Raw genomic sequence first — 20,901 nt, forward strand, 5'->3', positions numbered from 1 at the left:
ATGCAGACCCTGATCTAGCGCGTGGTTATCCTGGAATCTCCGCTCCGCTCATGCCTTGAACGAACCGCTTCTGCGCGATGAGAAAGAGAACGATCACAGGTGCGGTCACGATTGCGGCACCTGCTGCGAGTGCGGAGTAGTCGAACCCCGCATCAGCTTGTTGAAAGAGTGCAAGGGCGAGGGGCGGGGTGGCAAGGTCGGGGCTGCGGGCAATGAGGAGCGGCCACATGTAGTCGTTCCAGTGCGTGAAGACGGAGAAGACGCTGAAGGCGGCGATACCGGGTGCAGCCATGGGAACGACCACGTTTCGGAGAGTTCGGAAGTGCCCTAGTCCGTCAGTGCGTGCCGCGTCCATGAGGGAATCGGGAATGGCCATCATCTGCTGTCGGAGGAGAAAGATCCCGAACGCGCTGGTCATATAGGGCAAAACGAGTCCGGGGAGAGAGTCTGCCAGGCCGATGCTGTTGATTCCAATGAAGATGGGAATCAAACTGACCTGCCCAGGGACGAGTAAACAGCCGATAACGATCGCTAGGGCGACGCCTTTTCCGCGCATGCGAACTTTGGCGAGCACATAAGCGGCGGGAATGCAGGTGATGAGCTGGAGCGCCAGGATTGACAGTGTCATGACAGAACCGATGAGAATCGCTTGGCCAAGATTGGCTTCTGTCCAGGCTCGGGCGAAATTCGACCAATCAAAGCTCGCAGGGATGAGCGAGATGCCGTTAAAGAACACCTCGTTGGCGGGAGAAACGGCGGTCCGCAGCATCCAGTAAAAGGGAAAGAGCGACACCAGAACGGCCAGGGTAATCACCAGCCATCGTCCGGCTCGCAACACGTGAATCATTTGTGACCTCCTGCGAGTACGCGACGTTGGATGAGGCCGATGCCTACGAGCACGACAAGTAGCAGGAAGGACAGCGCGGACGCTGCCCCGAGATCGAAGTAGCCAAAACCAAGTTTCCAGGTCATGGTGAGAATCGTTTCGCTGGCCCCCTGCGGACCACCCTGCGTCATGACATTGACGGTGTCGAAAACCTGTATCGAGCCAAGTACGGCAACGACCGTGGCGAAGACTACGGTCGGTTTCATTATGGGCAGCGTGATGCGGGTGAGTTTTGTCCAGCCACGGATGCCCTCGGCCCTGGTGGCCTCGTGGATGGTGCCAGGGACGGTGGCCAGCCCAGCGAAGAAGATCATCATGCTAAACGATGCGCTCCGCCACACGCCAACCATGGCCAAGGTCAGCAGCGATGTACTCGTGTCGCCGAGCCAGTTGACCGCCCCAAATCCGGCGAACCCCAGCACTTGGTTGATGAACCCGCCCTGGAATGCAAAGAGCCAACGAAACACGACCGCCATGGCCACGAGGTTGGCCGTCATCGGCAAAAACAATGCGGTTCGCACGAACGCGCGCCCTCGCACCACAGAATTCGCAAGCAGTGCCAGGCACAGACCAATCCCAAGGCTGGGCACGATCGTGATCACGGAATACACGATGGTGTTTCCGATGGCCTGCAGTACGGCAGCATCGGTTAGAACATGTTCGTAGTTGGCCAGGCCCACCCAGGTCCACGCGCCGCCGGTCAGCGGCACAGAAAAAAAACTCGCCGCGAGCGACAACACGGCCGGAACGATCACAAAGGTACCGATACCGATTCCGGCTGGCAGAAGAAATAGTGCGGGAACAAGATTCGTACGTGAACGCCGCAACGGCTGTGCAGGGAGGCGAACAGCGATGACAAGTTTCTCGTCGTGCATGAGAGTCGTCATGACGCAATGTCCTTTGACAAAGCAAGCACGTTGCCATCGACGCCAACGGCAATGAGCCGGTCACCCGCGTCCACGAGACCTGCGGCGATCGGTGACGCGAGTTGCGTCTGCCCGATCAGCTTGCCTTCAAGGTCGATCCGCCGCACTATGCCGTCAAGTCCGGGCAGTACCAGGTGCTGCTCGAGCAGGATTGGTGCTGCGATAACGGGGTGCGGGATTTTTGTATAGGACGCCATCGGGAAAGGGGCGGAACCTGCAATCGGCAGGTCCCATAACGTGTCGCCAGTTTCGCGCTCGAGCAGCCGCAGCCCATGCCCCGTGACCGTAATGATGTATCCCGCATCCGTGATGACCGGCGTAGCCGGACTGAATCCGCCCTGGTGCGGCTGCGTCCACATCGTTGCGCCTGTGGCCCGATTCACGCGCGCGGTGCTGCCAAACGCCGGCATGAGTACCGCGTCAGTGTGTGGATCGTAGCTGGCCGTGCCCATGATGAGCATCCGCTTCAGCGCAAGGAAGGGATCTGTGCCGTCCCAGCCGGCCCGGTTCCACACTGACTCGCCCGTTTGAGCGTTCAGACCAATTGGATGCTCGGGCGTGGGCCAGAATCCCATGACCAACAGATCATCGATCAGCAGCGGGGCTGAGTGGTTCACGAGGTTGTGATGCGGCGAAAGGTCGGTGCGACGCCAGATTATTTCTCCGGTGCGGATGTCCACGGCTCGCAAGTCGGACTGGTCGCCGAGGTAGACCACTCCGTTGGCAACCGTTGGGCTGCCCCAGGCGAACCGGCGAAGCGGATCGCTTGATTCCAAGGTCCAGATGACCTCTCCGGTGGTGCGATCAAACCCGGTCAGGTCGCCGCTCACTTCAGCAGCCACGACAACGTTCTTAGTGGCGGCAGGCGTCGTCTTCACTGCCGAAGCAGTGTGTGCTTGCCAGACCAGCGCTCCGGTGGCTAGATCGAAGGCCTCTACTGTCCCGGCCGCACGATCCTCGATCTGGCCGCCAGCGAGAACGAGGTCGCCGTCAACGGATGCACGCTGCCGATGGCCAGCGCCACCGAGTTCGGCCCGCCATAGCACGGCCGAATTGTCAGACCGTGTGCTCGTTGCCGCAAAAGTAGACGTAGCAACATCGCCGAGGACGTCGGGGACGGGAACGGTCAGCAGCGTCTGCGTCTTTAACGTGATGTTCTCGCCGTCCCAGGTGACAAGACGGTAGGCCGGCGGACTGTAGTCGAGGCTTGCGAAGAACGTGGTGGGGCTGTTTACGTGCAGCGTACCGTCAACCTCGACGACTCTCGACGTGTGCCAGTGGCCCGAAAAGGTTGCCTTGGGCAACCACGGCAGCTGCTCGATGATGGAGAAATTCGGCTGGTCATGGAACAGTAAAATCCATGGGCTGCCCTCTGGCCGAAGCTGAAGGTCTGCCCGCACCCAGTCGTTCTGCACCTCGTGGTCAATACCGAGCTCATGGGTGTGCCAATCGAGTGTGACCACATGCAGCCCCGCGACATCGAAGCTATACCAACGTGGCCCGAAGTAGCGTTCATACAGCTCGGGCGTTCCATCATTGGTGAGATAGTTGTTGCGGCTGATGATGGCGCCGTGGCGCCCGTTCATATGGTCGTGGTTTCCGGGAATGAGGTGCACGGGCACCGGGCTCGACGTCAGCACGTCAATGTACGCTTCGTATTCCTCAGTAACGCCGTGGTCGACGAGGTCACCCGTAACGAAGATACTCTGCGCGTTCGGGGCGTACTCCGGTAGCCGGGTGAGGAAATCACGGACTTGGCCGGGAAGGCTTCCTTCGCGGTAGAGGCCTGAGTGAGTGTCATCCACTTCCGTCGCGTCCTGCGGGACCGTCATATGAGTGTCCGTGAGGTGCACAAACTCGTACGGAAGAGACTGCGGCATCGACAGGAGTTCGAAACGAATCTGGGTTTCGTGGTTTGCCGGAACCGGGTGCCACCACGGTGTCGCGGTATGGCCCGTTGGCCGGGTGATGACGACGAAGGAGCCTTCATCGGGCAGGGCGAACAGGCCGGAGGCGTCGGTCTGGGTAACGTGATGGCCATTGGTAACGGCAATGCCCTCGGCCGGTTGGCCCGAGCTGTAGACGACAATTCCGTGCACGGTAGATCCTTTACATATTGTGATTTGGGCTGTTCAGGCTTCGGGCCGAGTTGGCAGGTAAGGCTCTCCAAGATTCGACGGAGCTATATACGGTGCTCGATCAGCACATCCTCGGTCATGGCCAAGTGTGCTGAGCTGGTACTGCTGCGAAGTGCCAGGGTGACAAAGAGAGCGTCCAGCACGGCGAAGTGCACGATACGACTCGACATCGACTCAACGCGGTAAGCAGTTTCGGCGCTCCCCGCAACAAGGCTGAGGTCTGCCACCTCAGTCAAAGGGGAATGCGAGAAGCTGGTCAGGGCGACGGTAGTCGCGCCTGAAAGTTTCGCTGCGCGGGTGGTGGCGAGTGTTTCAAAGGTCGAGCCTGTGTGGCTGATGGCAAAGAAAACGTCACCGATCCGAAGCATCCGTGCGCTGACATGCTGAGTGTGCACGTCGAGGGCAAATGTAGCGTCAATGCCGATCTGAGTGAGGCGATAGGCAGTGTCCACTGCCAGCGGCGCAGACGTACCAACCGCTCCGAAGAGAACACGGCGGGCGCCAACTATCTGCTCGGCGATCGCTTCGAGCACGCTCAGATCGAGAGTCTGCGCGGCCTGACCAACTGCTCTGGCAGTTGTGTCCATGACCTTGAGCGTGATTTCGGCGACCCCATCACCCGGCTGGATTTCGCCGAGAACGCGACGTTCGCTCGGTATTGACTCGCTGGCGAGCGTGATTTTGAGTTCTTGAAAGCCGCGCAGCCCCAGAGTCGCGCAGAATCGTATGACCGTCGCGGGGCTGGTGTCGGCGCTCGCGGCCAGCTCACTTACCGATAGGTGGATGACGCCAAAGGGGTCCCGCAGGACCGCATCAGCCACGCGCCGCTCGGCTGGGCTGAAATCGATCAGTCTGGCGCGGATACGTTCCGGCGTGTGGATGGACCCCGGATTGAACGATGTTGCCAGCGCGGGAATTGTTGTTTCGGTCATAACTGCGACGTTAGGGAGGCGGTGTGAACGCGCCTCGCCCCCAAGGTGAACTCTGAACGTTAATTTCTAATACTGCAGACGAATGAAAGTTGATTTCGGTGAGCGCTGACCGGCGTTCGGCTTACGGTAAATGCTCTTCGGAGGGCCTTCCGTTTCCTAGAGCGTCAGGCCCCGCGGCTCTTCCAGATTTCGAACGGCGACCACGTGCCGAGGGCGCCGTGCAGGATAGGTGACCGCACGGTCAACCGTCTGCACGTCATTGATCTCCGCCGTACCGAGCGTGTCACTCACGCGTGCAGCCGGCAGCGCGGATAGATGCGACCGCCGCAGGGACAGGAGAGCCCTGAAGCGTCATCCATGGGCCGCGAGCGCAGCTTCGATTTGTTGCTGGGTTGGAGATCCGGCCAGGCCGTTCGGTGTGTGGTAGATGCGGCAGGCGAGGTCGGTGGTGCGGCCATCCGTTGGGAAGAGATCGACACCGTCGACGAGGATCGTCGGTGATCCAGCGAACGGGACCTGTGCGGCCGTTTCGGCAGAATCGACCAGGGTGGATGTGATCAGTGTGTTCGAGGGCATCGCGTTGTCGACGGCGCGCTGCAGCCGAACGAGGGTCAGCTCCGAGTTCGGGCAGCCGGCAATGTGGAGCAGCTCAATTGTCGCCATGGTTTTTCCTTCTCTATACAGGGCCACCGAAATCCGTAGCGCCTCTTCGCCCAATTCTCCCACCGCACGCTCAGACCGCGCAGTGCCCCGCGCACCTCGGCTGTCACACTCGAGAATTCTGACGATGTGTGACGACGGCCCTGATGACAACGGGCACCACGGAGAGCACGACGATTCCGATCAGCACGAGATCGATGTAGCGTGCGGCAAAATCGGCGACGCCCGGAATATGAGCCAGCCCAAACCCCAGGAGCACAACCCCGGTCGTCCACAGCGCAGCGCCGACGATATTGAACATCGTGAACACCCGCCTGGGCATCTTGCCCACGCCGGCGGCGACGGGAGCAAAAGTACGAACGACGGGCACGAAGCGGGCGATCGTGACGGCCGCCGGCCCGAACCGCTCAAAGAATTCCTGCGTTCGCGTCACACTTTTGCGGCTGAACAGGCCGGAATCGCGGCGGTCGAAGATGCGCCGGCCCGTCGTGCGGCCGATGGTGTAACCGAGCTGGTCGCCCAGCGCGGCCGAGAGTGCAATGGCCGGAATGACGACCCAGAGCGGCTGGCTGATCACCCCGCTGAAGGTGAGCACGCCGGTGAAGAACAGCAGGGTGTCACCGGGCAGGAAGAACCCGACGAGTAAGCCGGTCTCCACGAACACGATCGCGCAGACCACGACGAGACCCCAGACGCCGGCGCTGGCGATCACCGACTGCGGATCCAGCAATCCGGAGGTGGGCAGCGCGGTAACGGTCATAGAGTTCATGCTGCAAGGACTTTCTTTGAATCATCTGAAGACAGGCCGAGCATCCGCTGCCGCACGCGTTGATTAGATCGTGGCCGTCAGACGTGGATCCGTGGTGCGGGCACGGCGGGTGAGCACGATCACCAGGACGAGGATCACGGCCAGAAAGAGCACGCTGGTTCCCGTGGTCCCCAACCCCAGCCCTCCGTCGGCGACGGGCTGGGAGAGGAGATCGCCGGTGGATGCGCCCAGCGGGCGGGTCAGGATGTAGGCGATCCAGAAGGCGAGCACGGCGTTGAGGTGGAAGACGAAGTACGCCACGGCAACCACGGCGATGGCGGCGGCGAAGACGATCAGCGCCACGAGGAAGCCCAGATTGAGTCCCTCGGCGACGAGATCGCCCGCCGCGGTGCCCAAGGCAAACGTGAACAGTACGGCCAACCAGTAGAACGTCTCTCGCCGCGTCGTGAAGATGGAATGAATGGAAAGGGTCTTCTCTGAAATGATCCAGACGGTGAAGGTTACGGCCAGCCCGATGGAGAAGACGACCGTCGTCACCCACAGGGGCACGCCGAGGCTGTCGGTGAGGTTATCGGTGATCAGAGTACCGACGACGCTGATGAGCACCACCGCCAGCCAATAGACAGCCGGAGTGTAGGTGTGCAATCTGAACTGCACGACCAGCGCGGCAACCAACAGGACCGCCATGATCACCGAAGTGATCGACAGGCCCAACCCGAGGTCCACGTTGAGAAAGTCTGCGGCGGTCTCCCCCACAGTGGTCGCGAGCACTTTGATCACCCAAAAAATGAGCGTCACCTCGGGCACCTTGGTCAGGAGATGCCGTACGGGCGAAACGGTCGAGGAGAGCGTTGAGGTCGTGGACAAGTGTTCCTCCTTGGATAGAGCGGTAACACCAGCGAACACGGCGGCGTCTAAGACTTCTCACAGAAATCAACAATCGTTGCCGGAGATCTACAAATTCATAGTCTTTCGCTCGACCAACGACTGGTATCGGCCACGGCGATGATCAGGCCGACTTCGCTCGCGGAACGGTCAGGCAGATTGCTGTGCCCGCGGCAGTGCTATCGACGACGTATACTGATCCGCCGTAGCGCACGACAATTTCGCGCACGAGGGACAGGCCAATTCCAAACCCGGTGCGGGACTCGTCGCCGCCAGCTTCCGGCGGGGCGGAGTGGGCAAACCGATCGAAAATTCGGGCAGGGTCGATGCCGTGGATACCAGGACCTTGATCGCGCACGGTGACCGCCACCGTCTTCTTGGTCACGGCCACGCTAACCGTGATGGCCGAGTCGCGAGGAGCGAACCGCACAGCGTTATCCAGCAGGGCCACCACGCACCGGGTGATGCTGGATGCTGGCACCCGCACGGGCGCGGGCTGCGGAGCATCCAGTTCAATGGTGACGCGTTTGTCAACGGCAATGAGCGCCATCGACTGCGCTGCGGCAGCCACGGCCGCGACCAGATCGACGACGACGGCGTGCTGCACCGCGGCACCGCCGATTTCGGCCGATTCGAGCAGGTCGTTCACGATGTGAATGAGGTCCTTCGCATCACTGCGCAGCTCCGCGACGACCGAGGAAGACGGGTCGTTGGCGGGCAGGGTGCGTTGCAGAATCTGCAGGCGGGCATCGAGCACCGCGAGCGGGGTGCGGAGTTCGTGGCTCGCGTCGGCGACAAACGCCCGCTGGATACGCAGCACCTCGCCCAGGGGTTGCACAGCCCGATGAGTGACCTGCCAACTCAACACACCGGCCAGAACGATCAAGGCCACACCCAACACTGCAGCCGCGCGTAGCAGTTTGACGGCGCTGACCTGCAAGTTGTCGGTGTCGGGCACCGGTTCAAACAGCTCACCGGGTGAGATTTCGGACAGGATGTAGACGAACACGGCAAGGATGACCACCACCACGACGACAGCGCACGCGATGGCGATTCGAGTACCGACGACCCGGGAGGCCCGACGGATGGCGAGGGCATCGCTGTCCACGACGAAACGCTTACTGCGATTCATGGTTGTCCCAGGCGGTAGCCCTCGCCGCGCACCGTGAGGACAATTTCAGGGTCTGTCTTGCGCCGGAGGTAATGCACGTACGTGTCCACCATTCCGGCGGTGTCCGAAGCGCTGAAGGCGGCCTGCAGGATTTGCTGCCGGGAGAACGTGCGCTGCGGGGCATCCGCTAAAAGTTTGAGCAGCTCGTTCTCTTTGACCGTCAACAGAATGCGCCCGTCGTACGGGGAATAGATCGTGCGACTGTCCGGGAAATACTCCCACTCACCGACCAGCAACGTGCGGCCTTCGCCGGTGAATACCCGACGAATGGCTCGCAACCGGGCGAAAAGCTCATCGAATTCGAACGGCTTGACCAGGTAGTCGTTGGCGCCGATGTCGAGCCCGGCCACTTTGTCGAAGGTGGTCCCCAGCGCCGTCAGAAGCAGGATGGGGGTGGTAACCAGCTTGCGGCGGAGGGCTTCAACGATTTTCAGCCCGTCAAGCCCCGGAAGACGCCGGTCAATGACCATCACCTCGTACTCCCCGGCAAGGCCGGCGGCCAGGCCGTGCGCACCGTCGGCGACGAGGGTGACGTCGTAGATTTCCGTGAGCACTTTCTTGATCATCGGACCGAGTTGGGGATCGTCTTCGATCAGGAGCAGGCGGGTGCGCGTCTCACTCTCTGCGGCCATCCGTGATTCCTCCGTAAACGGATCCGGCGTGGAGGTCGGATCGACGTTCGGACCAGTGTGACAGTGAAAGCCGCCAGACCGCGTTCACCAGCGCCACGGCAGCGACCGAGTACACGATCGACGCCGCCACATCAGACGGATAGTGCACCCCCACATACACTCGGGACGCTGCCGTGGCGAGCACCACGATTGCAGCCGCTCCCATCACAAACGGATGCCGCCGGTGACCGGCCGTGACGATGACGATGCCAACGAGGAAGCAGGCGGCCAAGCTGGTGTGACCGCTCGGATAGCTGAGTCCGCCCGGTTCGAGCAGCAAGATGTGCGGGAGTGACGGGATATCGGGCCTGGCCCGGTGCACGAGCAACTTGATCACGTCGGCGCCCACGGTCGGAATCAGCACCACCAGCAGGAAGTGGATCGCCGCCCCGGGTCGCCGGGTTGCGACCAGCACCGACAGGGCTGCCAGCAGAACAAGAGCCGCTCCCACGGCCGGGCTGAACAGCCAGTCAAGACCGAGGGCCACCGCGTCGAGTGGCGCGGTGTGGACCGCATTCACGTGCCGGAGCACATCCATCTCCACGGCCGTCCACCCCGCCGACACACCCAGCACCAGCCCGCTGATGATGACAGCGAGGATGACTGCGGCTGCGGGAATAGCGGTCCGGGCGAACCGGCGGTGTGGTCGGAGATTCATGCTCATCCTCTAGAGTCACCCCTGGCGTCACAGGACCTTCTAAGAATCGTTCCTGCCGGACTTTTTTCGTCTGAGCGCCTAGACGAGATATAGCAGCGGGTGTTCCACACCTGACCCGGCCCACCCCGTGATGACGAAATCGGTCAAAAACGTGGCTATCTCCGCCTAATCGGTCGTATTCACGGACTTCCGTTCACTATTTCGGCTGCCGACTACGAGACTTCTACGCACCCGGGATATCCGGTCTACCGGCCAGGCAGGGGATAAACCGTGAGCGACCAGATTACCGAGCTGTCAGCATCCGCGCTTGCTCTGGCCATTCGCCGACGCGAGATCTCGGCCAACGAAGCCCTTGACGCGCACCTCGCCCAGATCGACCGGGTCAACCCTCGCATCAACGCCATCGTCACCCAGGACCGTGAGGCGGCCCGTCACCTCGCGGTGGCCGCCGACGCCCGCACCCTGAGCAGTGATGATCTGCCTCCACTGCACGGCGTTCCGATGACGCATAAGGACACTCATTCCACCGCGGGCCTGCGCACGACCTTCGGGTCACCGCTGTTCGCCGACCACGTTCCCGACCACGACGATCTGATTATCGAACGGTTCAAGGCCGCTGGCGTCGTCACCACCGGTAAATCCAACGTGCCGGAGTTCGCTGCCGGGTCACACACCTTCAACGAGGTTTTCGGAACGACCACCAACCCGTACGACCCGTCGCTCAGCGCGGGCGGCAGTAGCGGAGGGGCCGCCGCCGCTCTGGCCGCGCGCATCCAGTCCATAAGCGACGGCAGCGACATGGGCGGCTCGCTACGCATTCCCGCCTCCTTCTGCAATGTGGTGGGATTTCGGCCGTCGCTCGGGGTGATCCCCCTGCAGCCGAGCCTCAACGCCTGGAGCTGGCTCTCTCGCAGCGGTCCGCTGGCCCGGGAGGTTACCGACATTGCCCTGGCTATGTCAGTGCTTGCCGGGCCAGACGCCGACACACCGTACCCCAACCCGGTGCCGGCACGCCGGTTTCTGGAGCCGCTGCAGCGCGATCTCACCGGGCTCGTCATCGGCTGGTCCGACGATTTCGGTCTGGGCATTCCGGTTGAGAAAGAGGTTTTGCGCGTGCTGCACCAGAAGCTGCAGGTGTTCGAAGACCTCGGCGCGACGGTGGAGCAGGCCGCCCCTGACCTGCGTGACGCCGACGAGGTGTTCAGCACAGTGCGCGCGTTCGACTTTGCCCTGTCCTATGGCGATCTCGTGGCTCGGCATAGCGACAAAATCAAACCCGAGGTGCGCTGGAATGTCGAGCGCGGCCTTGCTCTGAACGGAGCCGACGTCGTCTCGGCCGCGCTGGCCCGCACCCGGTTGGCGCAGAAGACCCGCGTCTTCTTCGCCCGCTACGACGTCTTCGCGAGTCCGGCTGCCCAGCTGCTTCCCTTCGATGCCGCCCTGCGGTATCCGACCGAGATCGACGGCGTGCCCTTTGACAACTACCTCGAGTGGATGCGCTCCGCCTGCGTCGTTTCTGCGACCGGGCTTCCCGCGCTTTGCGTACCAGCGGGCTTCAGCGAGTCCGGCCTGCCGGTCGGATTGCAGCTGGTCATGGACCACGGGCAGGACGTCGAACTTCTGCGGGTGGGCTACTGCTTCGAACAGGCCACGCGGTATGCGTGGCAGGCTCCCGATCTGTGCCACACCGGTAGCTGAGATGCGTCGGAGGTGTTCAGATTCGCGCGGGCTGCAGCACTCGTCCGCCACGTTTGAAAGCCTCGAGCAGCAGACTGACATCAATCGATTTGGTGTGAGCAACCCAGGGTGCGGACGTCACGCAGGCATAGAGGGCGGCTTGGTCCTTCGCGGTGACATTCGCGACGATCTGGTAGTCACCGGCGACCGCGGCTGCGTACCTCACCAGCGGCGAGGCCGCGAGGTCTCGGCCGACCGCCTCGACGTTCTTCGGGTCGCTGCGGATCCACAAAAACGCTTCGACCGGAAGCCCGACACTCGCCGGTTCAACGACCGCCCGAATGTAAACATGGTTGTTCTGCAGCAGCCATTCCGTGCGGCGGCGGGCCGTGGCGTTGGACACACCAGTCAGGCGGGCCAACCGTTCGCAGGACACCCGACCGTCTTGGCAAAGCGCCTCCACAATCTCGTTGTCGACCCGGCTCAGCCGCTGCGGCTCCTGCAGACTCCACGTGTCGGTCGTTACACCGGCCCGCAGGGCATCCGCTTCGACCTCCGTCAGCAAGTCAGGCTGCCAGCCGCGGATGGTGCGAAAGTAGTGCATCACGGGGTAGCTGACTGCGCGCACCAAGCCGACCGTACCGGGGATCTCGTCCGTGAGCAGCGCCGGCATCAGATCGGCCTCGGTCAGCACTTCGGCGACACAATCCACGCCGCCGGTCATTGTGTAAGAGAAGGTCGAATCCCGACGCTGCGCCAGTGCGTTTGCGGTCGCGCGAGTGGTGCCCGGCGCGGTCTGCACGCGGATGATCACCGATGTGGATTGTGGGCGGAGTCCGGCAACCTGCACCAGCCGGGCTTCGATCAGTTCACAGCCTCGGCGGGCGACAGTGCGTTCCGGTTCGCCGAGCACTTCGGCGATTTGGCTCCAAGATCTGCGCCCGTCGAACTGCAGCGCGGCCGCGATCCGCCGCTCCAGGGGATCCAGTAGCCGCACAATCCACCTCTGCTCGTACGCCGTTCCTTGACAATACAAGGAGTTCCTTAGCGCCGAACCTATCATCACGCACCGCCCCACCCGCATTTCAGCTCTGGAGCACTTATGATCACATCTCTGCCCGGTGACCCTGGCTCAACCGACATCCTCGCCATCGCCAACCTGCCAATCCTGTGGATTTTAGCTGTCGGCGTGTTCGCCGCCATCATCCTGCAAACGGTCGTGTACGTACGTGCGGCCCGGATCGCCGCGCCGGCGGCCGGCATCAGCTCGGCCGAGCTGAAAACCTCTTTCCGCGCCGGCGCCGTGGCCGCCATTGGCCCCTCCCTGGCGGTAGTGCTCGTCAGCGTGGCCCTGCTCAGCCTGTTCGGAACCCCGGCTGTGCTGGTGCGCGTCGGTCTGGTCGGGTCGGCTGCCACCGAGACTGCCTCGGCCAGTATTGCCGCCACCACCATGGGAGCAGCCCTTGGCGACGCGAGTTACACCCAGAGCGTGTTCGCCGTCGCATTTATGGCGATGAGTCTCTCCGGCGCCATGTGGATGATCGCCACACTGGTGCTGACCCCGCTGCTCAGACGCGGCGACTCTCGGCTGCGCAGCGTGAACCCCGCCCTGATGGCCATCATTCCCGCTGCGGCTCTCCTCGGAGCGTTCGCGAGCCTCGGTATCGGAGAGCTCGGCAAAACTCCCGTGCACATCCTGACCGTTCTCACCTCGGCCGCGGTGATGGGGATGTGCCTGTTCCTGGCACACCGTTTCAACGTGGCTTGGCTGCGCGAATGGGGTCTTGGTTTTTCCATCGTGATCGGGCTCTTCGTCGCATACACCCTGCACACCACCGGCCTCATCCCGGGCGCCTGACTCCAACCTCAAGAAAGGTCAGCATGTCCTCCACAACAGTGATCTCCACGCCGTCCGCCGTTTTGGCGACCTTCGACCGCACGACCAGCCGCTGGGGTCGGCTCACCATGATCGCCGCATTGGTCATGTCGCTCGCCGCGCCGCTCTACCTGGTGCTGTTCGCCGACCTTGGCATCACGCAGACACAGGTCTGGATCGCTTTTCTGGCCGTTGCCGCGGTGTTCTCGGTGCTGTGGGTGGTCGAACCGATCACCTACTACCCGATCCTTGGCCCGGCGGCGATGTACCAGGCGTTCATGATCGGTAACATCGCCAACAAGCTGCTTCCCTCTGCTCTGGTCGCCCAGGCGGCCATCGGCGCTAAGGCTGGCACCAAGCGTGGCGAATTCTCAGCCCTGATGGCCATCTGCGGCGCGGCAATGGTGCACGTGTTCTTCATGCTGGTGTTCGTCGGCCTACTGGGTTCCTGGCTTGTCAATATCGTGCCAGCCGACGTCACCGACGTTGCGCGCCTGTACATCTTCCCCAGCATCATCGGCGGGGTCATCGTGCAGCTCGTAGTGTCCTTGAAACAACCTCGCGTCACGCTTATCGCCATCGGCACAGCCGGGTTCGTCTTCTTCGTGCTCGTGCCCGCCATCCCCACCATCGCAAACCTCGCCACCGGAATCACCGTCGTCACCACCGCCGTGCTGGCCTGGTTCCTGCGCAGCAAACCCCGTTCCGACTCCACGAAAGAGATCTCATGACCGTGACCCTCCTCCCGACTGACGACACCACGACCCGCACAATGCAGGAGCTGTACCGGCACCTGCACGCGCATCCGGAACTGTCCATGCAGGAGACCGAGACCTGTGCGTTCCTCACCCGGCGCCTTGACGACCTCGGACTCGAGACCTTCCGCTGCGGCGGGACCGGCGTCGTCGGTATCCTGCGCAACGGCGCCGGTCCCACGGTCGCCTACCGCGCCGACATCGACGGCCTGCCGATCCAGGAAGAAACCGGACTCGACTACGCGAGCACCGCCCGCGGCACCCTGGCCGACGGCACCGACGTACCCGCGATGCACGGGTGTGGCCACGACACTCACATGACAGTCGCGCTGACACTGGCCGAGCACCTCGTTACCCACCCGTCCGCTTGGGCAGGCACCGTCGTGTTCATCTTCCAGCCCGGGGAAGAGACCGGGGCGGGAGCGGTAGCCATGCTCGCTGACGGACTGTGGGATCGCGCCCCCCGCCCCGAGATCGTTTACGGCCAGCACGTATGGCCCGGCCTTGCCGGCACCGTCGACATCAGCAGCGGCGTGGCGATGGCCATGGCCGATTCCTGGAAGGTGACCGTGCACGGCCGCCAGGCCCACGGCTCCCAGCCCGATCAGTCGATCGACCCGATCGTGCTCGGTGCTCACATGATCGTGCGTCTGCAGACCATCGTGTCGCGCGAAGTGCACCCGATGAAGGCCGCCGTGGTCACGGTCGGCACCTTCCACGGCGGACTCAAGGAAAACATCATCCCCGCCACTGCCGAGTTCACCGTCAACGTGCGCACCTTTGACGTCGAGGTACGCACCCGCGTACTGGACTCGCTGCGCCGCATCATCGCGGCCGAAGCACAGGCATCCGGAGCCCCCGAACCTGTGATCGAGGTGCTCTCCACATTTCCCCGCTGCTACAACGACCCGGCGGCGACCCAACAGCTGATCACTGAGCTCGGCGGCGCCCTCGGAACGAACTGCGTCATCGAGGTGCCGCCGGTGATGGGCAGTGAGGACTTCGGACTGCTCGCCGAGGCCATCGGCGTGCCCTCGGTGTATTGGATGTTCGGCGGCTATTCCCAGCAGACCATCGACGCAACCGATTCCGTCGCCGGCAACCACTCCCCTCACTTCGCCCCGGACTCCGAGCCGGCCTTGGCAGCCGGGCTCACCGCAGCCCTCACCGCAGTCCTGTCGCGGGTCGGCACGCCGGGCGGCGCCGCATGAACACCGCAACAGCCCGACTCTCGGTCAACGGGCCCCGACTGGTCGCTGACCTCAAGGCCCTCGGCAGCATCGGCCGCGGGCCGGGCGGTGGCCTGGATCGCACGTCCTTCTCGGCTGCGGATGGCGAGGCCCGCGCATGGTTGCTCGGGCGCTGCGCCGATGCCGGTCTCAGCGCGGAAGTGGACGGCATCGGCAACATCGTCGTATCGCCCGAATATGACGACCACACCGCCGGCCGGCCCGCCGTGTGGTCCGGGTCGCACATCGACACCGTGCCCAACGGGGGCGCATTCGACGGGGCGCTCGGCGTGCTCGCCGCGCTGGAATGCCTGCGCCGCATCCAAGAGGAACGCCCAGCTCTGGACCGACCAGTGCGGGCGGTCATGTTCACCGACGAGGAGGGCAACTATGCTCACCTGTTCGGGTCGAGCGCACTCGCGCGAGGATTTTCCCGGACCGAGCTGGAGTCGCTCACCGGTCGGGACGGCGACCGGTTCGCCGACACATTCGCAGCCGCCGGCGGAGACTTCGACGCGGCCACGGCGACCAAGTTAGACCCCGCCGCGCTGCACGCCACGGTGGAGCTGCACATCGAGCAGGGACCGACGCTCGAGCAGCTCGGGCACGACATCGGCGTGGTCACCGGCATCGTGGCGCTCGGCGGCGGCGTGGTGTCGTTCCGGGGCCGGGCCGACCATGCCGGGACCACCCCGATGGACCGGCGCCGCGACGCCCTCACTGCCGCCGGCGCGCTGCTCGTGGCGTTGCCCGAAGTGGCTTCACGCGTGAGCGAGCGCGCCGTCGTCACCTCGGGCATCGTGATGGTCGAGCCGGGGAGCGCCAACGTGATCCCCGGGCTGGCCCGGGTCACGGTGGATTTCCGGGAAGCTGAGGCGGATCTGGTGGACATGTTGCAGACAACCATCGTGGATGTGGCCCGGGAGATCGCCCTGCGCTACGAGGTCGCAGTGGAGTTCGATTTTGAGGTCACGATCCCGCCGGTCCAGCTCGACGCCAACATCCAGGCAACCATCGCCACCGCGGCCGCCGCGCGCGGGTTGTTGTACAGCTCGCTGCCGTCCGGGGCCGGCCATGACTCGCAAAACATGGCTCAGCTGGCGCCGACGGGCATGATCTTCGTTCCGAGCATCGATGGACGCAGCCACTGCCCCGAGGAGAACACTGCCTGGATCGACGTGGAGAACGGTGCGAACGTGCTGCTCGATACCCTGCTGTGCCTCGCCCGCGATTGACGGTCCCGCCCTCGCTCGCATCAGATAGTGGAACCCACGTGACAGCGCGCGCCTGACGATGCCATCCGCTCGTACCGAGAAACATCCCGGTCCGGGCTATATCTACGACGTCGCATCCGGGTGCCTGATCGAGGTACCGGCGGCCACAGCAGCAGGATCGGCACAGTAGCGGACATCACTGCGCCTGATCGAGGTTCTGGTGGTGACCTCGTCGGAGTCGTCATGGTGATGTTCGAAGACTTGGTATGCAGGCATTGAGTGTGAACCAACACGTTGTTCGTCCAGGCTTGATCTTTTTTTGGTTACACTCATCTTGAACACGGGAGTCCGGTGAGCCGGGCTGAGAGGAAGATTATCAATCTTCGACCGTCGAACCTGATCTGGATCATGCCAGCGCAGGGAGGCAATTTTCTCACATCCCGTGCCCTGATATTTCTGCAATCAAGGAGGGCACGACAATGCAACTATCTCTATCCAAAAGTGCGCCGTCGCGGTGGGTGACGGTGGTCGCGCTGGCTCTTGCCGCGGCGACAGTTCTGAGCGGCTGCGCCTCAGACTCGGCGACAGGCACCGACTCGTCTATCGCGTTGACTCCGGTGGCCTTCGCCTTGGACTGGACACCGAATACCAATCACACCGGGCTGTATGTCGCTCTTGAGAAGGGCTACTTCACGCAGGCGGGGCTTGAGGTGAGGGTGCTTCCCTACAGCCAGTCATCCCCCGACGCACTCATCAACGCCGGTTCAGCTGACTTCGGTATCAGCTTCCAGCACGCGGCCACCTTCGCGGCGGCAGCGGGCGTGCGTAACATCTCGGTGATGTCGGTGCTGCAGCACGACGCTACGGCGATCGGGGTCCTGGCCAGCCGCGACGACATTCGCAGCCCCAAGGACCTCGACGGCAAGACCCTCGGCATGGCAGACCCCAGCACAACTTTTCCCACCGAGGCTTCGGACGTGATCAAGAACGATGGTGGAACGGGCGAGTTCAAGAAAATCACGCTGGGCACCTCCGCCTATGAGGCCCTCTATGCCGGCAAAGTTGACTTCACCTCGGCATTCACCACCTGGGAGGGTATCGATGCCGCTCTTCGTGGCACCCCGATGAAGTTCTTCGCTCTGCAGGATTATGGCGTACCGGACCAATACTCGGTGATCGTCGAGGCAAACCGGGCCTGGACAGCCAAGCACCCCACCGCCACTGCTCAGTTCGTTCAGGCCCTGCAACAGGGCTACCAGTACGCGGCCGATAATCCAGATGCCGCGGCTAAGATTTTGATCGATGCCAATCCCGGCGCCTTCGAAAACACGGAACTCGTTTACCAAAGCCAGAAAAAACTGAGCGCTTCCTACCTCAAAGATGCCAACGGTAAGGTGGGCACTCAGTCGGCAGACACTTGGCAGGACCTGGCCGATTTCCTCTACGGTGCCGGCCTCTTGGCCGACGAAGACGGCAAACCGCTCACGGCATCGCTGGACACGTCGACATTGTTCACCGAGCGCTACCTTAGTGAAAAATAGCATCACCGTGAAGCCGGCTCCAGCGCCCCGCACGAGGGTACTCTCGGCGCTCGCGCCTCCTGCCGCGATCCTCGCCGCGCTCGTGATCACCTGGCAGGTGGCGGTAACGGTCGGTGGAGTGCAACCGGCGATTTTGCCCTCCCCGCAGCGCATTCTTCAGCAGGGCTGGGAGGCCCGCACCGCGATCTGGGAGAATACGCTCCCTACCCTGCAAGAAACGTTTCTCGGCTTCGCCGTCTCCCTGACCGTCGCTTGGACGCTGGCGATCCTGATCGATTTTTCGCCCGGGCTACGGCGAGCGCTGGTACCACTGCTGGTGGCATCCCAAGCCATACCCATCATCGCGATCGCGCCGCTGATAGTTATCTGGTTCGGGTTCGGAATGCTGCCCAAAGTCATCGTCATCGCCCTGGTGACCTTCTTTCCGGTCACGGTCGGACTGATTGACGGTTTCAACCGCACCGATCGAGACGCGATCAATCTGCTGCGCAGCATGGGGGCCAACCGGTGGAAGCAGTTCGTGTACGTGCGTCTTCCGTCGGCGCTTCCCTCGTTCTTCACAGCCCTCCGAATCGGAATCGCCTACGCCGTCACCGGTGCCATTTTTGCCGAGTATGTCGGCGCCGAGCGAGGCCTGGGCATTTATATGGCGATGATGAAGAACTCGTTTCGCACCGATCTTGTGTTGGCTGCCGTTGCGGTGACCGCGTTCGTGAGCGTGTGCCTGTTTCTGTTGACCTATGTCGCCGAACGGGCGATCATCCCTTGGCATTCGAAGGAACGTAGGAGCCGGCATGGTTGAGGCAACGCCCCCGAAGATCGAATTGCGCGGAATATGTAAGTCGTTTCCGCTCGGCCACGGGCAGGTACGGTCGGTCCTCGACGACGTCGCCTTCTCGGCGCAGCCGGGTGAATTCGTTGCCGTGATCGGTCCGAGCGGATGCGGCAAGAGCACCATGTTCAACATCATGGCCGGCCTGGAGACGGCCAGTTCCGGTGAGATTCTCGTCGACGGGGATGTCGTCACCGGTCAACATGAACACTTCGCATATATGCCGCAGAAGGATTTGTTGTTCCCCTGGCGCAGCATTCTGGAGAACACATCCCTCGGCCTCGAGGTTGCGGGAGAAACTAAGAAGATCGCCCGAGCACGGGCGGCCAGTCTCTTTCCAGCCTTCGGCCTGTCTGGTTTTGAAGATGCACATCCTTTCGAACTCTCCGGGGGCATGCGCCAGCGCGCGGCCTTGCTGCGCACCGTGGTGCAGGGCAGAGATGTCCTGCTGCTGGACGAACCCTTCGGGGCTCTGGACTCCCTCACCCGCACGGACATGCAGTCCTGGTTGCAGGGGGTGTGGTCCCAAAACGCCTGGACTGCGGTGCTGATCACCCACGACATCCGTGAGGCGATCTACCTCGCCGACCGGGTGGTCGTTCTCAGTGCGCGGCCGGCATCCGTGCGGCTGAACCTGACCATCGACCTGCCACGGCCGCGCGCGCTGTCGATGACCACCTCAGCAGAGTTCGCCGGATACGAACGCACACTCCTGGCGACCCTGCACGAGGAAACCCGCTCGTCCAGGGCACCCTAAGCGTCAGCGCCGACCGTGGGGCGTTGTAGCCCCAGATGCCCACGCAAGGTATCGGCGGTGTAGCGGTTGCGGAACAGACCGCGCCGTTGCAACACAGGGATCACCCGGTCCACGAACTCGTCCAAGGATTCCGGCAGCAGCGGCGGCATGACATTGAAGCCGTCTGCGGCACCGGAATGAAACCACAATTCGATTTGGTCGGCGATCTGCTCCGGCGTACCGACCATGGTGCAATGCCCACCGCCGGCGGCAAGCCGGCCCAGTAACTGCCTGACCGTGGGCTGCTCAGCCTGGATAATTCGTAGGATGGTCGCATACCGGCCCTGCGGCCCGGTGAAGCCTGCCAGCGGCGGCAGCGGCGGCACCGGCGCATCCAAGTCCCAGTTACTGCAATCCTGTTGCACGAACGTTCCCAGCTGCGCGAGCGACTGTTCGGTCGGCAGGAGGGCGTCGACCTCCGCCTGCTTCGCCTGCGCCTGCGCTTGTGTGGACCCGACATAAGTGACGAGTCCGGGCATGATCAACACCGCATCCGGATCGCGGCCGGCTTCGGTAATGCGCTTCTTCACATCTTGGTAATACTCCTGCCCGCTGGCGAGGTCATAGGCCACCGCATAGATTCCTTCGGCATAACGGGCGGCCAGCGCCCGGCCAGGGTCGGAGGCGCCAGCCTGGAACAATACCGGTCGACCTTGCGGCGGGCGCGGCACCGTCAGCGGACCGTCCACCCGGAAGTGTTCGCCGGAGTGGCCGATCGCTCGCACCCGGGTCGGGTCAGCGTAGAGACCTCCGCGGTCCAGGACCAAAGCATCGTCCTCCCACGAATCCCACAATTTCAGTGCCACCTCGATGAACTCCGCTGCCCGGCTGTAGCGCTGATCATGGGAGGGCAGCACGTCCATTCCATGGTTGCGGGCTTCGGCGTCAAACATGGAGGTGACCACGTTCCAGCCGATGCGCCCCTTACTGATGTGATCCAACGATGCAAGCATGCGCGCCGCGTGGAACGGCGTGTAAAAGGATGCCGAGACGGTGCTGACCAGCCCGATGCGGCTCGTCGCCCGCGCCATCGCGGCCATCGCGGTCAACGGCTCAAGAAACCACCGCGGGCCGGTACTCACATCACCGACGGCATGCCCGTCGGCGAAGAACACGGCGTCAAAGAAGCCACGTTCAGCGCTTTGGGCGAGCCGTTCATAGAAACTGATGTCTCCCAACTGGTCGGCGGGCGACTGCGGCCGCCGCCAAGCGGCACCGTGGTGGCCACAACCCATGAGGAATGCATTGAAGTGAAGCTGGCGCGGAGCTGACATGAGCGGCGCGC

The 20,901-nt window shown here is 63.0% G+C and carries 22 protein-coding genes and 1 riboswitch; of the genes, 8 read left to right on the forward strand and 14 right to left on the reverse strand.

Features of this window, described 5'->3' with window-relative positions; genetic code table 11:
* Positions 1–25: 25 nt before the first annotated feature.
* The 11 genes from CXY83_RS01115 to CXY83_RS01160 all read right to left on the reverse strand — a co-directional run bounded on the left by CXY83_RS01115 (position 26) and on the right by CXY83_RS01160 (position 9,696).
* A complete protein-coding gene (locus CXY83_RS01115) occupies positions 26–847 on the reverse strand; it encodes a carbohydrate ABC transporter permease (RefSeq protein ID WP_233200501.1) in 822 nt (273 codons plus the stop codon).
* A complete protein-coding gene (locus CXY83_RS01120; RefSeq protein WP_233200502.1) occupies positions 844–1,773 on the reverse strand; it encodes a carbohydrate ABC transporter permease in 930 nt (309 codons plus the stop codon). Before CXY83_RS01120 ends, CXY83_RS01115 begins: the two co-directional genes overlap by 4 nt.
* The gene (locus CXY83_RS01125; RefSeq protein ID WP_104195584.1) at positions 1,770–3,911 is read right to left on the reverse strand and encodes a PQQ-binding-like beta-propeller repeat protein; all 2,142 of its coding nucleotides are present in this window, start codon (positions 3,909–3,911) and stop codon (positions 1,770–1,772) included. Before CXY83_RS01125 ends, CXY83_RS01120 begins: the two co-directional genes overlap by 4 nt.
* An 83-nt stretch (positions 3,912–3,994) precedes the next feature.
* Positions 3,995–4,882: a MurR/RpiR family transcriptional regulator gene (locus tag CXY83_RS01130; RefSeq protein WP_104195585.1), complete on the reverse strand. Its 888-nt coding sequence runs from the start codon at positions 4,880–4,882 to the stop codon at positions 3,995–3,997.
* A gap of 156 nt (positions 4,883–5,038) precedes the next feature.
* Entirely contained in the window at positions 5,039–5,173 is a 135-nt protein-coding gene (locus tag CXY83_RS18295) for a hypothetical protein (RefSeq protein WP_255408713.1), read from the reverse strand.
* Positions 5,174–5,233: 60 nt separating this feature from the next.
* Entirely contained in the window at positions 5,234–5,545 is a 312-nt protein-coding gene (locus tag CXY83_RS01135) for a hypothetical protein (protein WP_104195586.1), read from the reverse strand.
* Between the two features lie 103 nt (positions 5,546–5,648).
* Positions 5,649–6,302, reverse strand: a complete 654-nt coding sequence (locus tag CXY83_RS01140) for a DedA family protein (protein ID WP_158251790.1) — start codon at positions 6,300–6,302, stop codon at positions 5,649–5,651.
* Between the two features lie 72 nt (positions 6,303–6,374).
* On the reverse strand, positions 6,375–7,178 hold the full coding sequence (locus CXY83_RS01145; RefSeq protein WP_199184847.1) for a hypothetical protein: 804 nt from the start codon (positions 7,176–7,178) through the stop codon (positions 6,375–6,377).
* A gap of 142 nt (positions 7,179–7,320) precedes the next feature.
* The gene (locus CXY83_RS01150) at positions 7,321–8,328 is read right to left on the reverse strand and encodes a sensor histidine kinase KdpD (RefSeq protein WP_104195589.1); all 1,008 of its coding nucleotides are present in this window, start codon (positions 8,326–8,328) and stop codon (positions 7,321–7,323) included.
* Positions 8,325–8,999: a response regulator transcription factor gene (locus CXY83_RS01155; protein ID WP_104195590.1), complete on the reverse strand. Its 675-nt coding sequence runs from the start codon at positions 8,997–8,999 to the stop codon at positions 8,325–8,327. Before CXY83_RS01155 ends, CXY83_RS01150 begins: the two co-directional genes overlap by 4 nt.
* Positions 8,983–9,696 (reverse strand): phosphatase PAP2 family protein, encoded by a 714-nt coding sequence (locus CXY83_RS01160; RefSeq protein WP_158251791.1) that lies wholly within the window; start codon positions 9,694–9,696, stop codon positions 8,983–8,985. Before CXY83_RS01160 ends, CXY83_RS01155 begins: the two co-directional genes overlap by 17 nt.
* A gap of 270 nt (positions 9,697–9,966) precedes the next feature.
* Here CXY83_RS01160 and CXY83_RS01165 point away from each other — a divergent pair, with 270 nt between their 5' ends.
* Positions 9,967–11,394, forward strand: coding sequence for an amidase (locus CXY83_RS01165; protein ID WP_104195592.1), 1,428 nt, complete (start codon positions 9,967–9,969; stop codon positions 11,392–11,394).
* Between the two features lie 16 nt (positions 11,395–11,410).
* Here the strand turns inward: CXY83_RS01165 and CXY83_RS01170 are convergent, their stop codons facing one another.
* A complete protein-coding gene (locus CXY83_RS01170) occupies positions 11,411–12,370 on the reverse strand; it encodes an Lrp/AsnC family transcriptional regulator (RefSeq protein WP_104195593.1) in 960 nt (319 codons plus the stop codon).
* Positions 12,371–12,475: 105 nt separating this feature from the next.
* Between CXY83_RS01170 and CXY83_RS01175 the strand changes: the two genes are divergently transcribed.
* From CXY83_RS01175 to CXY83_RS01190, 4 genes are read left to right on the forward strand one after another with little or no spacing between them, the layout of a single operon-like run.
* Positions 12,476–13,231, forward strand: a complete 756-nt coding sequence (locus CXY83_RS01175) for a DUF5058 family protein (protein ID WP_104195594.1) — start codon at positions 12,476–12,478, stop codon at positions 13,229–13,231.
* 23 nt (positions 13,232–13,254) lie between these two features.
* Positions 13,255–13,980, forward strand: coding sequence for a hypothetical protein (locus tag CXY83_RS01180; protein WP_104195595.1), 726 nt, complete (start codon positions 13,255–13,257; stop codon positions 13,978–13,980).
* A complete protein-coding gene (locus CXY83_RS01185) occupies positions 13,977–15,215 on the forward strand; it encodes an amidohydrolase (protein WP_104195596.1) in 1,239 nt (412 codons plus the stop codon). The genes CXY83_RS01180 and CXY83_RS01185 overlap by 4 nt, the downstream gene beginning before the upstream one ends.
* Positions 15,212–16,468 (forward strand): Zn-dependent hydrolase, encoded by a 1,257-nt coding sequence (locus CXY83_RS01190; protein WP_104195597.1) that lies wholly within the window; start codon positions 15,212–15,214, stop codon positions 16,466–16,468. Before CXY83_RS01185 ends, CXY83_RS01190 begins: the two co-directional genes overlap by 4 nt.
* A 102-nt stretch (positions 16,469–16,570) precedes the next feature.
* On the opposite strand, the gene CXY83_RS17540 is transcribed toward CXY83_RS01190, so the two are convergent.
* Complete coding sequence (locus tag CXY83_RS17540; protein ID WP_158251792.1) at positions 16,571–16,723, reverse strand: hypothetical protein; 153 nt, start codon at positions 16,721–16,723, stop codon at positions 16,571–16,573.
* A gap of 54 nt (positions 16,724–16,777) precedes the next feature.
* A riboswitch (TPP riboswitch) is annotated at positions 16,778–16,887 on the forward strand.
* A gap of 39 nt (positions 16,888–16,926) precedes the next feature.
* Here CXY83_RS17540 and CXY83_RS01200 point away from each other — a divergent pair.
* The 3 genes from CXY83_RS01200 to CXY83_RS01210 are packed head-to-tail and all read left to right on the forward strand — an operon-like array spanning position 16,927 to position 19,577.
* Complete coding sequence (locus CXY83_RS01200; RefSeq protein ID WP_104195598.1) at positions 16,927–17,988, forward strand: ABC transporter substrate-binding protein; 1,062 nt, start codon at positions 16,927–16,929, stop codon at positions 17,986–17,988.
* Positions 17,978–18,790: an ABC transporter permease gene (locus CXY83_RS01205; RefSeq protein WP_104195599.1), complete on the forward strand. Its 813-nt coding sequence runs from the start codon at positions 17,978–17,980 to the stop codon at positions 18,788–18,790. The genes CXY83_RS01200 and CXY83_RS01205 overlap by 11 nt, the downstream gene beginning before the upstream one ends.
* A complete protein-coding gene (locus tag CXY83_RS01210; RefSeq protein ID WP_104195600.1) occupies positions 18,783–19,577 on the forward strand; it encodes an ABC transporter ATP-binding protein in 795 nt (264 codons plus the stop codon). Before CXY83_RS01205 ends, CXY83_RS01210 begins: the two co-directional genes overlap by 8 nt.
* On the opposite strand, the gene CXY83_RS01215 is transcribed toward CXY83_RS01210, so the two are convergent.
* On the reverse strand, positions 19,574–20,890 hold the full coding sequence (locus CXY83_RS01215; protein ID WP_104195601.1) for an LLM class flavin-dependent oxidoreductase: 1,317 nt from the start codon (positions 20,888–20,890) through the stop codon (positions 19,574–19,576). The genes CXY83_RS01210 and CXY83_RS01215 overlap by 4 nt on opposite strands.
* Positions 20,891–20,901: the final 11 nt, after the last annotated feature.

It is taken from the genome of Cryobacterium sp. M15 (assembly GCF_002929675.1).
Lineage (GTDB): Bacteria > Actinomycetota > Actinomycetes > Actinomycetales > Microbacteriaceae > Cryobacterium > Cryobacterium lyxosi.